The organism is Haloarcula salinisoli (assembly GCF_019599405.1).
GTDB lineage: Archaea > Halobacteriota > Halobacteria > Halobacteriales > Haloarculaceae > Haloarcula > Haloarcula salinisoli.
This window is the reverse complement of the sequence record NZ_RKLQ01000002.1, coordinates 208,110-221,119: the sequence shown is the minus strand read 5'-3', so window position 1 is coordinate 221,119 and position 13,010 is coordinate 208,110. Positions and strand designations below refer to the sequence as shown.

Below are 13,010 nucleotides of genomic sequence, written 5' to 3'. Positions count from 1 at the left end.
TAATGCGTGTCAGACAGACGCTGCTGACGAGTGTTGTGCTCGCGGCCGTGCTGGTCGGAGCGGCCGTGGCGCCGGCCGGTGCGGCCCAGACCGGTGACGCCCCAGACGAGTCGTTGACTGTCGACATCGCTGCCGACGGTGACGCGGCGGTAACGGTCGTCTCGACGTTCGACCTGGACGACGAGAGCGAGCAGGCCGCCTTCGACGAGCTCCGCAGCAACGAGACGGCCCGGGACGCCTACGCGGCGCGACAGACGGCCCGCTGGCGCTCGCTCGCAAACGACACGTCGGCGCGGACCGACCGCGAGATGGCCGTGACCAACAGCTCGCTGTCGCTGTCGCGGACGAACGCGACCGGCGTCGCGACCTTCTCGGTCACGTGGGCGGGGCTCGCGGCGGCCGAAGACGGGATGCTGACGTTCGGTGAGCCCTTCGCCAGCACCGAATCGCTCGACCGGAAGCTCGTCGTCGTCGTCCCGGAGCGCTATCAGGTGACGAGCGTCTCGCCCGGCCCGGCAAACAACAGTGACGGTCGGCTCGTCTACGCGGCCGACGCGGAGCTGGACGGGCTCAGCATCGTCGCCACGTCGACGACCGCGCCAACCGGCACGCCAGCGCCGAGCCCGACGTCGACCACGGGCGGGACGACAAGCGGGAGCGGCCCCGGGTTCGGTGCCGTCGGGGCGCTCGCCGCACTGGCTATGGCTGGACTGCTAGCCGGCCGCCACAGGTGAGACGCCGTGGTGTAGTCCGGGCTGCCCCGGGGCAGCGCCATCCGGAACCACTCGACCACCGCTCGTGTGGGAACTCGACACACGCTCTGTCTGACTCGGAAGCTATTTGTACGCGACCTGCAGTAGTCGCTGATACATGACGCGGACTGTCGGTACTGGGGCGCTCGCCGCCGCCAGCGACGGGTCCGCCGCTTTCTCGACGCACCGACGGAACCGACGGCGGGCCCTCCGTTAGGCCCACTACTACTTCTCCTCCCGACGGTTCGCTTCGCTTCAAATCACGGCCGGCCGGCTGTCCGGCGCGTCGAAGGGGCCGTTGTAACCATTCCCGGATATCGCCGACTTGAACTCGGCGAGAATCGGGAAATCGGTACAACGCCCCTTCGCACAGTAAACCGACAGTCACACCACGGCAAGAATCCACTACCCATCTATGACAGACGGAAACGGCACCGTCGCGCTCGCCTTCTCGGGCGGGCTCGACACCACGGTCTGCGTATCGCTGCTCAAAGAGGAGTACGGCTACGACGAGGTCATCGGCGTCACGGTCGACGTCGGCCAGCCCGACTACGAGTTCGAGGAGGCCGAGGAGACCGCGGAGGCACTCGGCGTCGAGCAGTACGTCGTCGACGCGAAAGAAGAGTTCGCGGACCTCTGCCTGAAGGCCGTGAAGGCCAACGCCGACTACCAGGGCTACCCGCTGGGCACCGCGCTCGCCCGCCCCGTCATCGCGAAGGCCATCCTCTCGGTCGCCGAGGAAGAGGGCTGTGACGGCATCGCCCACGGCTGTACCGGCAAGGGCAACGACCAGCTGCGCTTCGAGGCTATCTGGCGCGACTCGGACCTGGAGGTCATCGCCCCGGTGCGCGAACTCGGCCTGACCCGCGAGTGGGAGAACGAGTACGCCCGCGAGCAGGGCCTGCCCGTCGAGGGCGGCGACGGCGGCCGCTACTCCATCGACACGAACCTCTGGAGCCGCTCCATCGAGGGCTCCGAACTCGAGGACCCCGCAGAGATTCCCTCCGACGACATCTACAAGTGGACCGAGAACCCCTCGGGCAAGGACCCCGAACTCGTCGAGATCACCTTCGAGGACGGCGAGCCGGTCGCCGTCGACGGCGACGAACTGGGCTCGGTCGAGCTGGTCGAACAGCTCAACGAGCAGGCCGGCGCTCACGGCATCGGCCGCACGGACATGATGGAAGACCGCATGCTGGGGCTCAAGGTCCGCGAGAACTACGAACACCCCGCCGCGACCGTGCTCCTGACCGCCCACGAGGCGCTGGAAGGGCTCGTCCTCACGCAGGAAGAGCGCCAGTTCAAGGCCCAGGTCGACCAGCAGTGGTCCCAGAAGGCCTACGAGGGGCTCGTCGACGCGCCCCTGACCGGCGCGCTGGAGGCCTTCATCGACGACACGAACGAGCGCGTCACCGGCACGGTGACCGTGAAGATGGAGGGCGGCCACTGCCGCCCGGTCTCCCGGGAATCCGAGTATGCCGTCTACAGCGAGTCCGCCGCGTCCTTCGACGAGGAAGCCATCACCGGTGGGATTACCCAGCAGGACGCCACCGGCGTCGCGAAGTACCACGGCTTCCAGTCCCGTCTGGCCAACGACATCCTCGAAGACGTGAAAGCTGGTAAGCCCGCCGCAGACGGTGGCAGCGAGGCCGACCACGACTCGGAGGAATAATCAGATGAGCGAGGAGCACGAGGCCGACAATCGGTCAGCCGGCGACCAGACCGCCGTCCGCCGCGACCGCTTCAGCGGCGGCCCCGCCCGCTCGTTTCTCTCCTCGCTTTCCGACGACGAGCGCATCTTCGGGGCGGACCTGGCCGTCGACCGCGCACACGTGGTGATGCTCGTCGAGCAGGACATCGTCGGCGCGGAGACCGCCGGCGAGATTCTGGCCGCCCTCGACGACATCGAGGACGCGGGCCACGGCGAACTGCCGGACGGCGAGGACGTCCACGAGGCCATCGAGAGCGCGGTTATCGACCGCGTCGGGCAGTCGGGCGGGAAGATGCACACCGCCCGGTCGCGCAACGACGAGGTCGCGGCCTGCATCCGCTACCGCCTGCGCTCGGACGTGCTCGAACTCCTCGAGACCCTCGTGGGCGCCCGCGAGCAGTTGCTCGACGTCGCTCGCGCCGAGACCGAGACGGTGATGCCGGGCTATACGCATCTCCAGCCCGCCCAGCCGACGACCGTGGCTCACTGGATATGCTCCTACGAGCAGGCCCTGCAACGGGACACGGCGCGACTGTTCGACGCCTACGAGCGGGTCAACCAGAACCCGCTGGGCGCGGCCGCCTTCGCCGGGACGCCCTTCGACGTGGACCGCGAGCGCACGGCGGAGCTGCTCGGGTTCGATTCGGTGGCGGAGAACTCCATGGACGCCTCGGCGACCCGTGACTTCCTCGTCGAGGTGACGGGCGCCGTCGCCGGCCTGGCGACGACCCTCTCACAGCTGGCAGAGGACGTCGTCGTGATGGCAAGCAAGGGCCACGTCGAACTCGACGACGACTACGCCTCGACGAGTTCTATCATGCCCCAGAAGAAGAATCCCGACACGCTGGAGCTCGTTCGCGGGCGCACGGGCGACGCGACCGCGGGACTCAACGGGCTACTGACCAACCTCAAGGGCCAGCCCCGCGCGTACAATCGCGACCTGCAGCGGGCGGGTCACCACGCCTGGGACGCCATCGACAGCGTCACGGAGAGCGTCGAAGTCGCGGCGGGTGCGGTGGCGACGGCCGACTGGCCCGCCGACCGGCTCGAAGCCGCAGCGACCGAGGGCTTTGCCACCGCGACCGGGGTCGCGGACCTGCTGGCGATGGCCGGCGTGCCGTTCCGCACCGCACACGAGGTTGTTGCCGAGGTCGCTGCCGACCTCGACCCCGACGAGGACGCCCCCGACTACGACGCGCTCTCGGCCGTCGCCGAGGACGTGCTGGGCGACCCACTCTCCGAGTACGTCGACCGCGAGGCCGTCGAGGCCGCGCTGGACCCCGCCGAGAGCGTCGCGATGCGGGACTCCAGAGGCGGCCCGGCCCCCGAGGCGGTCGCGGCACAGCTCTTGGCGGCCGACGACGTGTTGGCGAGCCACAGTGAACAGCTCGACGCGGCCGAGGCGACGGTCTCCGGCGCACGTGACCGTCTACAGACGGAGGTCGAGGAGTATGTCTGAACGACGACCCCCTCGCGGGGATATTATACCAGAAAACTGATACAGAATCCAGACACGTGCGGATGAAGGGCTTCTAACGCCATTAGAGTGGAGTGTGGGTGTGTAATTTTATCTGATAGGTTCGGTGGTTTTAAGTAGATACGTCCGCGAGAGAGAGGTACAATGGCAGACTGCATCGAGTGCGGGGCGGAGGTCTCCCTGCACGACAGCCTCGAAGTCGGAGAGATCGTCGACTGTGCGACCTGTGGTGCCGAGCTCGAAGTCATCGGTACCGACCCCGTCGAGCTCGACAGCGCCCCCGAGCTCGAAGAGGACTGGGGTGAGTGAGGTGGTGGCGGTGGCGCGCGGCGCCGCCGTGACGCACACGGAGCCAACAGCATGAACATCGGACTCCTCTACTCGCGTATCCGCAAGGACGAGAAGCTCCTGCTCTCGGAACTGCGCGAGCGCGACCACGATATCACGAAGATAGACGTTCGCAAACAGCAGTTCAACATCAGCGAGGCCCCCGACTCCTTTTCGGACCTCGACATCGTCGTCGACCGCTGCTTATCGACCTCTCGCAGCGTCTACGCGACGAAGTTCGCCGAGGCCTACGACGTGCCCGTCGTCAACGGCCCCGACGTGGCCGAGGTCTGTGCGGACAAGGTCAAGAACAGCCTCGCCTTAGTCGAGGCTGGCGTCCCGACGCCGGATACGGACGTGGCCTTCACGAAAGACGCCGCCCTCGACTCCATCGAGGACTTTGGCTACCCCTGTGTCCTCAAACCCGTCGTCGGCTCCTGGGGTCGCCTGATGGCGAAAATCGACTCCCGCGACGCCGCCGAGGCCATCCTGGAGCACAAGGAGACGCTGGGCCACTACGAGCACAAGATATTCTACGTCCAGGAGTTCGTCGACAAGCCCGGCCGGGACATCCGCGTGCTGGCCGTCGACGGCGAGCCGGTCGCCGCGATGGTCCGGTCGTCGGACCACTGGCTCACCAACGCCGCGAAGGGCGCCGAGACCGACACCTTCGAACTGGACGACCGCGCGCTCGAACTGGTCGAGAAGGCGAGCGCGGCAGTCGGCGGCGGTCTTCTGGGTATCGACCTGATGGAAACAGGGGTCGACGAAGAGAGCGGCGAGTTCGAGGACTACACGGTCCACGAAGTCAACCACACCGTCGAGTTCAAGGCCCTCAACGACGTCAGCGACGTGGACGTACCCAGCGAGGTCGTCGACTGGCTCGAATCGAAGGCACAAAGCGGGAGCGGCCCAGAGACACCAGCATGACATACTCGGCCAGCGTCGTGGGCGGCTCCGGGTTCACCGGCGGCGAGTTGCTTCGCCTCATCGACGGCCACCCCGAGTTCGAACTCGCCCAGGCCACCAGCCGCTCGAAGGAGAACAAGACCATCGGGAACACCCACCCGAACCTGCGCCACTCCGAGGTGCGCTTCTCGGACCCGGCAGAGCTCGAAAGCGTCAACGTCCTCTTTGCGGCGACGCCCCACGGCGTCTCGATGGAGCAGATAGACGCCTTCCAGGACGCCGCAGACACCGTCGTCGACCTCTCGGCTGACTTCCGCCTCGACTCGGAGGCCCAGTACGACGAGTGGTACGACGGCCACACCCGGCCGGAGCTGCTGGCCGACTCGGAGTACGCGCTGCCGGAGCTGAACCGCGAGAACCTCGCGGGTGCGGACCTCATCGCGTCGGGCGGATGCAACGCCACGGCGACGATTCTGGGCTTGCTCCCCCTCTTCGAGCACGGCGTCCTCTCCGGCGACGAGCAGATCGTCGTCGACGTGAAGGTCGGCTCGAGCGAGGGCGGCGCCGGCGGCGGCGAGGCCTCCTCACATCCGGAGCGCTCGGGCGTCGTCCGCCCGTACGCCCCGACGGGCCACCGCCACGAGGCCGAGATTCAGCAGTTCCTCGGCGTCGACGTCTCCTTTACCGTCCACGCCGTCGACATGGTCCGGGGCGCGAGCGCGACCTGTCACGTCTTCCCCGACGGCCCCGTTTCCAAGGGCGACCTCTGGGGCGCCTACCGGGGACAGTACGAAGACGAACCGTTCGTCGAACTGGTCTCGGGCGGTGGCGGCGTCTACCGCTACCCCGAACCGAAGGCCGTCGCGGGCACGAACCGCGCGGAGGTCGGCTTCGAACTCGACCCCGGGAACAAGCGCCTCGTGGTGTTCTCCGCCATCGACAACATGATGAAGGGGTCGGCCGGCCAGGCCGTCCACGCCGCCAACATCGCGCTCGGCATCGAGGAGACGGCGGGCCTGGAGTTCCAGGGGCTCCACCCCGTCGGCGCACCGTAACACCTGACCCAAGTTTTCATGACAGTCGTTATCAAAGTCGGCGGCGCTCGCGCGGTAGACCCCGCGGGCGCCCTCGCGGACGTCGCATCACTCGTCGAACAGGGCAACGAGGTCGTCGTGGTTCACGGCGGTTCCACCAAAGTCGACGAGACGCTCGAACGGCTCGGCATCGAACCGGAGTACGTCGAGACGCCAAGCGGCGTCGTCGGCCGCTTCACCGACGAGACGACGATGGAGGTGTTCGAGATGGCCTTCGGTCACCTCAACACCCAGCTGGTCGCCGGGCTCCAGAGCGAGGGTGTCGACGCCGTCGGACTGAACGGCGTCGACGGCAAACTGCTGTATGGCCCCCGCAAGTCCGCCGTCCGCGTCGTCGAGGACGGCAAGAAGAAGATTCGCCGGGGTGACCATTCGGGGACCATCAAGCAGGTCAACGGTGACCTCCTGGAGTCGCTGCTCGGGGATAGCTACACGCCCGTTGTGGCACCGCCGATGGCCGGCAAAGATGACGACGAAATCATCCCGGTCAACACCGACGCCGACCGCTCGGCTGCGGCCATCGCGGGCGAACTCGACGCCACGCTCGTCCTGCTGACCGACGTCTCCGGCGTCTACGAAGACCCGGACGACCCCGATACACTCATCGAATCCGTCGAGACGAGCGACGACTGGCAGGCGCTCGAAGCTGCCGCCGAGGGGTTCATGGGCCGGAAGATAATGGCCGCCGAGGAGGCCCTCTCGGGTGGTTCGCCCGAGGTCGTCGTCGCCGACGCCAACGCCGACGAGCCGATTCTGTCTGCGCTGGACGGTGACGGGACACATATCAAGGCCGGGGCTGTAACGGAGGAACAATGACTGTGCACACGACACGTGTCGACGGCGCGACGGCCGGAGGTGCGTCGCTGTGAGCGGCTTCGTCTTCAACGAGAAGCCGATTCAGATAGAACGCGGCGACGGCGCCTACGTCTACGACGACAGCGGCACCGAATACCTCGATATGGGCGCTTCGTACGCGTGTGTCCCGCTGGGCCACGGCCACGAGGCCGTCCAATCGGCCGTCGCCGAGCAACTGGAGAAGATAACCTACGTGCAGGCCTCCTACCCCAACGCCGAGCGGACGGCGCTGTACGACCTGCTCGCGGACACCGCGCCCGACCCCATCGACAAGACCTGGCTCTGCAACTCGGGGACCGAAGCCAACGAAGCGGCGCTCAAATTCGCGCGTTCGGCGACGGGCAACTCGAAGATCGTCGCGACGATGCAGGGCTTTCACGGCCGCACCATGGGGGCGCTCGCGACCACCTGGAAGAACAAGTACAAAAAGCCCTACGAGCCGCTCATCGGCGACGTGGAGTTTGTCCCCTACGACGACGCCGACGCACTCGACGAGGCCGTCGACGAGGACACCGCGGCGTTCATCGTCGAACCCGTCCAGGGCGAAGGCGGCATCAACCCGACCTCGCCGGGCTATCTCGAAGCGGCCCGCGAGATTACCGAAGACGCCGGCGCGGCGCTCATCTTCGACGAGGTCCAGACCGGGATGGGTAGAACGGGAGCGCTGTGGAACTCCCAGCGGGCCGACGTCGCCCCCGACATGATAACGTCGGCCAAGGGGCTGGGCAACGGTCTGCCCATCGGCGCGACGCTGTGTCGGGACTGGATCGCGGAGAACTACGGTTCCCACGCCTCGACGTTTTCCGGCGGCCCGGTCATCTCCGCGGCCGCCGGCGCGACCGTCTCGACTATCGTCGAGGACGATGTCCCCGAGAACGCCGCCGCGATGGGCGAGTACCTCCAGACCGAACTGGAAGCCGCTATCGGCGACGAGGTCCGGGACATCCGCGGTGAGGGTCTGATGATAGGCGTCGAGGTGGGCCGCGGCGCGAACAAGGCGCTCAAGCAACTCGCGCTGAACCACGGTATCCTCGCGCTGCCGGCCGGTCGAACGGTCGTGCGCCTGCTCCCGCCCCTGACCATCGAAGAGTCACATGCCGACGAGGTTGTCGAAGCGATGACGGAGGTCGTGGGATGAGCGAGGCTGTCGCCACCGAGGCCGACGGCGAGGCCCGCGAACTGCTGGAAGACGTCGTCCGAATCCCGTCGGTCTCGCGCAACGAGGGCGAGGCCGCCGAACGGCTCAAAGCGTTCTTCGACGCTCACGACCGCGAGGTGTGGATAGACGAGGTCGGCAACGTCCGCGCGCCCGCGGACGACGGCGTGCTCCTCACGTCGCACATCGACACCGTCCCGGGCGACATTCCGGTCCGCATCGAGGAGACCGACGACGGCGAGGTGCTGTGGGGCCGTGGCTCCGTCGACGCGAAGGGGCCGCTCTGCTCGATGGCCGTCGCCGCCGTCCGCACCGGCGCTTCCTTCGTCGGCGTCGTCCGCGAGGAGGTCGACTCCACAGGGGGTCGCTATCTCGTCGAAGACCGCGAGAGCGAGCCCGACGCCGTCATCAACGGCGAACCCTCCGGCTGGGAGGGTATCACGCTGGGTTATCGGGGCCTGCTCGGTGGGACCTACGTCGCCACCAGCGAGTCCGGCCACTCCTCGCGCCCGGAGAACAACGCCATCCAGGACGCGATAGACTGGTGGGCCGCGGTGGAAGACGAGTTCGCCAAGGACGAGTGGCACCCCGTCTTCGAACGGGTCACCTGCAAGCCCGTCGACTTCCGCGGTGGGACCTCCGATGACGGCCTCTCCGTCGAGGCGACGATGCAGGTCCAGCTCCGGGTGCCCCCGGAGTATTCGACCGACGAAATCCGTGAGATGGCCGATGGCCACCTGGGCAACGGCACCGTCAACTGGGACGACAAGGTCGAACCCGTCATGCAGAGCCCCCGAACCAGCGTCGCGCGGGCGTTCCGGGCGGCCATCCGGGACCACGACGGCGACCCGACCTTGCTCCGGAAGACCGGGACCAGCGACATGAACGTCTACGCGCGGGCCTGGGACTGCCCGATGGTGACCTACGGGCCCGGCGACTCCGACCTCGACCACGCGCCCAACGAACACATCGACCTCGCGGAGTACGACCGCGCGGTGAGCGTCCTCACGGACGTGACCGAACGCCTGCTGTAACCATGCACCTACTCGACGTCGACGACCTCACGACAGACGAACTGACCGCCGTGCTGGACCGCGCTGCCGCCATCAAGGGTCCGGACGGCGAGGACGCCAGTGACCTGCTCGACCAGCAGACGCTGGGGATGATATTCGAGAAACCCTCGACACGCACCCGTGTCTCCTTCGAGACGGGCATGACACAGCTGGGCGGTCACGCCATCTTCCTGGGTCCCGACGACATCCACCTGGGCCACGGCGAGCCGGTCAAGGACACCGCCCGCGCGCTGGCGCGGTACGTCGATTTCATCATGGCTCGCGTCTACGACCACGAGGACGTCGAGGGGCTGGCCGAGTACAGCGACGTCCCGGTCATCAACGCCCTGACCGACGACGCCCACCCCTGCCAGACGCTCGCGGATCTGCTGACTGTGCGCGAACAGTTCGGCGGCTTCGACGACGTCTCCGTGGCCTGGGTCGGCGACGGCAACAACGTCTGCCAGTCGTTCGTCCTGGGCGCGGCGATGGTCGACCTCGACCTCACCGTGGCCACGCCCGAGGGGTACGAGGTCGACGACGACGTGCTCGACCGGGCTGGCGAGCTCGGCACCGCCCCCGAGACGACCCACGACCCCGAAGCCGCCGTCGACGGCGCCGACGTGGTGTACACTGACGTCTTCGTCAGCATGGGCCAGGAGGACAAACGCGAGGCAAAACTCGCGGAGTTCGACGGCTTCCAGGTCACGACCGACCTGCTTGGCGACCGCAAACTGATGCACTGCCTGCCCGCCCACCGCGGCGAGGAGGTCACCGACGACGCCATCGAGTCCGAGAACGCGGTGGTGTGGGACCAGGCGGAAAACCGGCTGCACGCCCAGAAGGGACTGTTGGCGTGGCTGGCGCGGAACCGAACGGAGTGAGGTTCCGCGGGCAACGCGCAGCGGGGAGGAACGACCCGCGAGCAGCGCGATGCAGTGAGCGCAGCGAACTGCATCGAAGCGAAACAGGGAGCGGAGCGACCCGTGGAGCCGTAGCGAGGAATAGAACTGAGTGAGATTCCTCGAAGCGGAACGGAGAGGGACGCAAAGCCGCCCGACGACGGCGAACGCAGTGAACCGCGGAGCAGGAATCGCATCGCGAGCGCAGCGAGCGGCCTTTTCCCCAAGTTTTTGCGCGAGTGGTGTGCGAACGAATCGTGGTCGCTTGCGACCGCGGATGGGGAACGGCGGAGCCGTGAGCCAGTGAGCACACCCGACGCGGAAAAAGTGGGTGCCGGACCAGGCCGAAAACCGGCTGCACGCCCAGAAGGGACTGTTGGCGTTTCTGTCGGAGCAGGACTAGTCTCGTTGTCAGGGCGATTTGTGCGAGAGCACGGGTTCCACATGCGGTCAGCAGGCTGCCCGCCCATACTGACACTGTATAAAAATAAAATATCTTATACTAATGGGCTGAAAAAGTGTTTATTACCCCACTGGGGAGATATGCGGTCGATGAACGAATCGAGCGCGCAACTGCTGACAGACGGTAGCCTGCTTGGGCGTCCGTGGCGCCGGCCCTCGGTGCGCCGCGACGGGTCGACACCGTGGCGTAGCCGCCCACGTCACGATATCGAATTCCCGGCGTCTCGCGGCCGGCCGACGGACGTGGCTGCCAGATGAACGGGGAGAACTCGCTTCCGGACGGGAGGCCGATGTACTGTGAGGACTGCGGGAAACCGTATCGAGAGGTACAGCGACTGCCGGGGTTCGTCTCGCTCTGTCCGCTGTGTTTCGAGAGCGCACTGCGGGGCGGCGACCAATCCTGATGGGGACGTAGTGAACTGCACCGAACCGACGCGGTGGCCGGCTCACTCCCGTTCGCCCCGGTAGCGGGGCGACCCCCGTCAGATACCGAGGTGCCCGGCGTTCGGCAGGAACCCGGCCAGGTGGAGGACGCCGATAAGGAACATCATGACCGTAAACGCCATCGCTGGCGGGTCGATGTGGGTCCCCGAGTGCGAGTAGAAGATTCGCTGGGTCAGTTCCCCCACCAGTGCGCTGAGGGTCCCGACGACCATGCCGGCAAGCAGGACGGCGACCGTGGAGCCGAGCATCGGCGTCGTGACCGCGGCCCCGACGGCCCCGAGCGTCGTGATGTGATGGGTCACCGGCATCTTCTCGACGCCGAGGTTGAGGAACAGGAGGCTGATGGCCGAGAGGCCGTAGATGAGGAAGATGCTGCCCGTCTGGATGTAGACGAACGCACCGAGGATGCTCCCGACGATGCCGATCGCAGTGACACCGCTCCACTTGTACTGGTGGGGGAGCCACGGCTCGGTCGCCAGCCGGCCGGCGTGTTCCTGGGGCACCGTGCCGCCGTCGGAGCGGGGCTCCGACGAGGCTCGCCTCGCTTCGCTCGGCTCACCGCCGTCGGCGCTCATCCGCGGTTCCTCGCGCTCGAACGGTGACATATCGAGTATGCTCGACCCGCTGGCCTCACCGACGAGTGGATAGCCAAACACCGCGCGACCGAGGAACGCGGTGATGACGATGGACAGCGCGACACCGTCGGTCGGGAATCCGACGGCCCCGAGGACCTGTGCGATGAGCAGCCCGATAACGCCGAAGACGGCCCCGACGGCCAGGATATCCGGCTTCGTCCCGAAGGCATAGAGGATGTTCTTCCCGAAGTGGTAGTCCCAGCCCTCGGGTTCCATCTCGGGGTACTTCTTGCCCGCGTAGGCTGAGGCGGCCACGCCGCCGGCGAAGGCGACGTGGGGCCCGGTTATCGGTCCGAAGCCGATGGTGCCAGTGATGCCTGCGGTGAGGGTGGTCGCGGCGACACCGTCGAGTGCGACCACTTCCCGGCTGAGCACCGCCAGGCCCTCTCCGAGGAACACCATGAACCCGGTGAAGATGAACGCCGGGAGCGCGCCGACGGCAGCGCCAAAGGCCCCGCCGGCCGCCGCGGTGATGACAAGCAGGAGAAACTCCTCGAGGCCGAGGCCGAGGACTGGAATCTGCAACAGGAGCCCGTTCATCGGCCCGACACCTCTATTGTGTCCACCGGAGACGGCCGCCGCCTGCCTCGGACGATAGTGTTCTGCCGCGATGCATCGACGCTCGATACCACCACCTCGCTGGTGGCGGCGCTCGGTTGAATCTGTGAGCGCATACCGGGACATCAGAAGCCAGAGGTTTAATAATTACGCCGATTAGTTAGTATCGATATTTTCTCCCCTCAGTCTGCTTTCAGCCGGCCGCATGGATTTCTCCCGGGAGATAAAATCGGCTATAATGGCGCCTGGAAGGCAACTATCGCGGATATGCCGGCCGACACATACTGCGACTCCGCTTCGTTACTATCTCCATCACGGACGGGGATTCGGCTGTACTGACCTATCATAGCAAAGAACTTTTTACACTCTCAAAGCTAACTAGTATCTGTTAATGACGGGTCCCGCCCACGGTATCGACCGGTCGACGACGATCAGGGACCGACGGCGGGGGCGGGTTACCGAGTGTGACCTGTGCCTGGAGGAGCGATGGTGTGTCGAGCAGGACGGGCTTTCGGCCTGCGGGCGCTGTCAGCTGGAGCTGTTACCGCAGGGGTGGGGACTGTGACGTCTCGGTGGGTGCCGGAGGGGCATACGCCTCCGGCGCGGTATCACCGGATTCGCGGCTGCGGCCGTTTTTCCCAAGTTTTTGCAAACGGGGGTCGTTTTGGGGCCTCTC

Annotated in this window: 13 protein-coding genes; 12 read left to right on the top strand and 1 reads right to left on the bottom strand. The window is 66.7% G+C overall.

Features of this window, described 5'->3' with window-relative positions; translation table 11 throughout:
* Window positions 1-2 precede the first annotated feature (2 nt).
* From EGD98_RS10225 to EGD98_RS10175, 11 genes are all read left to right on the top strand, one after another.
* A complete protein-coding gene (locus EGD98_RS10225; protein ID WP_220588277.1) occupies window positions 3-734 on the top strand; it encodes a DUF7345 domain-containing protein in 732 nt (243 codons plus the stop codon).
* Window positions 735-1,167: 433 nt separating this feature from the next.
* Window positions 1,168-2,424, top strand: coding sequence for an argininosuccinate synthase (locus EGD98_RS10220; RefSeq protein WP_220588276.1), 1,257 nt, complete (start codon window positions 1,168-1,170; stop codon window positions 2,422-2,424).
* Window positions 2,425-2,428: 4 nt separating this feature from the next.
* On the top strand, window positions 2,429-3,922 hold the full coding sequence (gene argH / locus EGD98_RS10215) for an argininosuccinate lyase (protein ID WP_220588275.1): 1,494 nt from the start codon (window positions 2,429-2,431) through the stop codon (window positions 3,920-3,922).
* 162 nt (window positions 3,923-4,084) lie between these two features.
* Window positions 4,085-4,249 carry a lysine biosynthesis protein LysW gene (lysW, locus tag EGD98_RS10210; protein ID WP_220588274.1) on the top strand — a complete coding sequence of 55 codons (165 nt, stop codon included), beginning with the start codon at window positions 4,085-4,087 and terminating at the stop codon, window positions 4,247-4,249.
* 51 nt (window positions 4,250-4,300) lie between these two features.
* On the top strand, window positions 4,301-5,197 hold the full coding sequence (gene lysX, locus EGD98_RS10205; RefSeq protein ID WP_220588273.1) for a lysine biosynthesis protein LysX: 897 nt from the start codon (window positions 4,301-4,303) through the stop codon (window positions 5,195-5,197).
* Window positions 5,194-6,231, top strand: coding sequence for an N-acetyl-gamma-glutamyl-phosphate reductase (gene argC / locus EGD98_RS10200; protein WP_220588272.1), 1,038 nt, complete (start codon window positions 5,194-5,196; stop codon window positions 6,229-6,231). Before lysX ends, argC begins: the two co-directional genes overlap by 4 nt.
* 18 nt (window positions 6,232-6,249) lie before the next feature.
* The gene (locus EGD98_RS10195) at window positions 6,250-7,086 is read left to right on the top strand and encodes an acetylglutamate/acetylaminoadipate kinase (protein WP_220588271.1); all 837 of its coding nucleotides are present in this window, start codon (window positions 6,250-6,252) and stop codon (window positions 7,084-7,086) included.
* Window positions 7,087-7,135: 49 nt separating this feature from the next.
* Entirely contained in the window at window positions 7,136-8,263 is a 1,128-nt protein-coding gene (locus EGD98_RS10190; protein WP_220588270.1) for an aspartate aminotransferase family protein, read from the top strand.
* A complete protein-coding gene (locus tag EGD98_RS10185) occupies window positions 8,260-9,315 on the top strand; it encodes a [LysW]-lysine hydrolase (RefSeq protein ID WP_220588269.1) in 1,056 nt (351 codons plus the stop codon). The genes EGD98_RS10190 and EGD98_RS10185 overlap by 4 nt, the downstream gene beginning before the upstream one ends.
* A 2-nt stretch (window positions 9,316-9,317) precedes the next feature.
* A complete protein-coding gene (argF, locus tag EGD98_RS10180) occupies window positions 9,318-10,217 on the top strand; it encodes an ornithine carbamoyltransferase (protein WP_220588268.1) in 900 nt (299 codons plus the stop codon).
* Window positions 10,218-10,951: 734 nt separating this feature from the next.
* Window positions 10,952-11,101, top strand: coding sequence for a hypothetical protein (locus EGD98_RS10175; RefSeq protein WP_220588267.1), 150 nt, complete (start codon window positions 10,952-10,954; stop codon window positions 11,099-11,101).
* A 78-nt stretch (window positions 11,102-11,179) separates the two neighbouring features.
* Here EGD98_RS10175 and EGD98_RS10170 read toward each other — a convergent pair whose 3' ends face one another.
* On the bottom strand, window positions 11,180-12,316 hold the full coding sequence (locus EGD98_RS10170) for a DUF7973 family transport facilitator (protein ID WP_220588266.1): 1,137 nt from the start codon (window positions 12,314-12,316) through the stop codon (window positions 11,180-11,182).
* A gap of 409 nt (window positions 12,317-12,725) precedes the next feature.
* Here EGD98_RS10170 and EGD98_RS10165 point away from each other — a divergent pair, with 409 nt between their 5' ends.
* On the top strand, window positions 12,726-12,899 hold the full coding sequence (locus tag EGD98_RS10165; RefSeq protein WP_220588265.1) for a hypothetical protein: 174 nt from the start codon (window positions 12,726-12,728) through the stop codon (window positions 12,897-12,899).
* Window positions 12,900-13,010 lie beyond the last annotated feature (111 nt).

Excerpts from the sequence above, each read along its gene's own strand:
- EGD98_RS10165 (WP_220588265.1), top strand. The coding sequence starts at position 12,726 with ATGACGGGTCCCGCCCACGGTATCGACCGGTCGACGACGATCAGGGAC.
- argF (WP_220588268.1), top strand. The coding sequence starts at position 9,318 with ATGCACCTACTCGACGTCGACGACCTCACGACAGACGAACTGACCGCC.
- EGD98_RS10225 (WP_220588277.1), top strand. The coding sequence starts at position 3 with ATGCGTGTCAGACAGACGCTGCTGACGAGTGTTGTGCTCGCGGCCGTG.
- EGD98_RS10170 (WP_220588266.1), bottom strand. The coding sequence starts at position 12,316 with ATGAACGGGCTCCTGTTGCAGATTCCAGTCCTCGGCCTCGGCCTCGAG.
- EGD98_RS10195 (WP_220588271.1), top strand. The coding sequence starts at position 6,250 with ATGACAGTCGTTATCAAAGTCGGCGGCGCTCGCGCGGTAGACCCCGCG.
- EGD98_RS10220 (WP_220588276.1), top strand. The coding sequence starts at position 1,168 with ATGACAGACGGAAACGGCACCGTCGCGCTCGCCTTCTCGGGCGGGCTC.
- EGD98_RS10175 (WP_220588267.1), top strand. The coding sequence starts at position 10,952 with ATGAACGGGGAGAACTCGCTTCCGGACGGGAGGCCGATGTACTGTGAG.
- lysX (WP_220588273.1), top strand. The coding sequence starts at position 4,301 with ATGAACATCGGACTCCTCTACTCGCGTATCCGCAAGGACGAGAAGCTC.
- argC (WP_220588272.1), top strand. The coding sequence starts at position 5,194 with ATGACATACTCGGCCAGCGTCGTGGGCGGCTCCGGGTTCACCGGCGGC.
- argH (WP_220588275.1), top strand. The coding sequence starts at position 2,429 with ATGAGCGAGGAGCACGAGGCCGACAATCGGTCAGCCGGCGACCAGACC.
- lysW (WP_220588274.1), top strand. The coding sequence starts at position 4,085 with ATGGCAGACTGCATCGAGTGCGGGGCGGAGGTCTCCCTGCACGACAGC.
- EGD98_RS10185 (WP_220588269.1), top strand. The coding sequence starts at position 8,260 with ATGAGCGAGGCTGTCGCCACCGAGGCCGACGGCGAGGCCCGCGAACTG.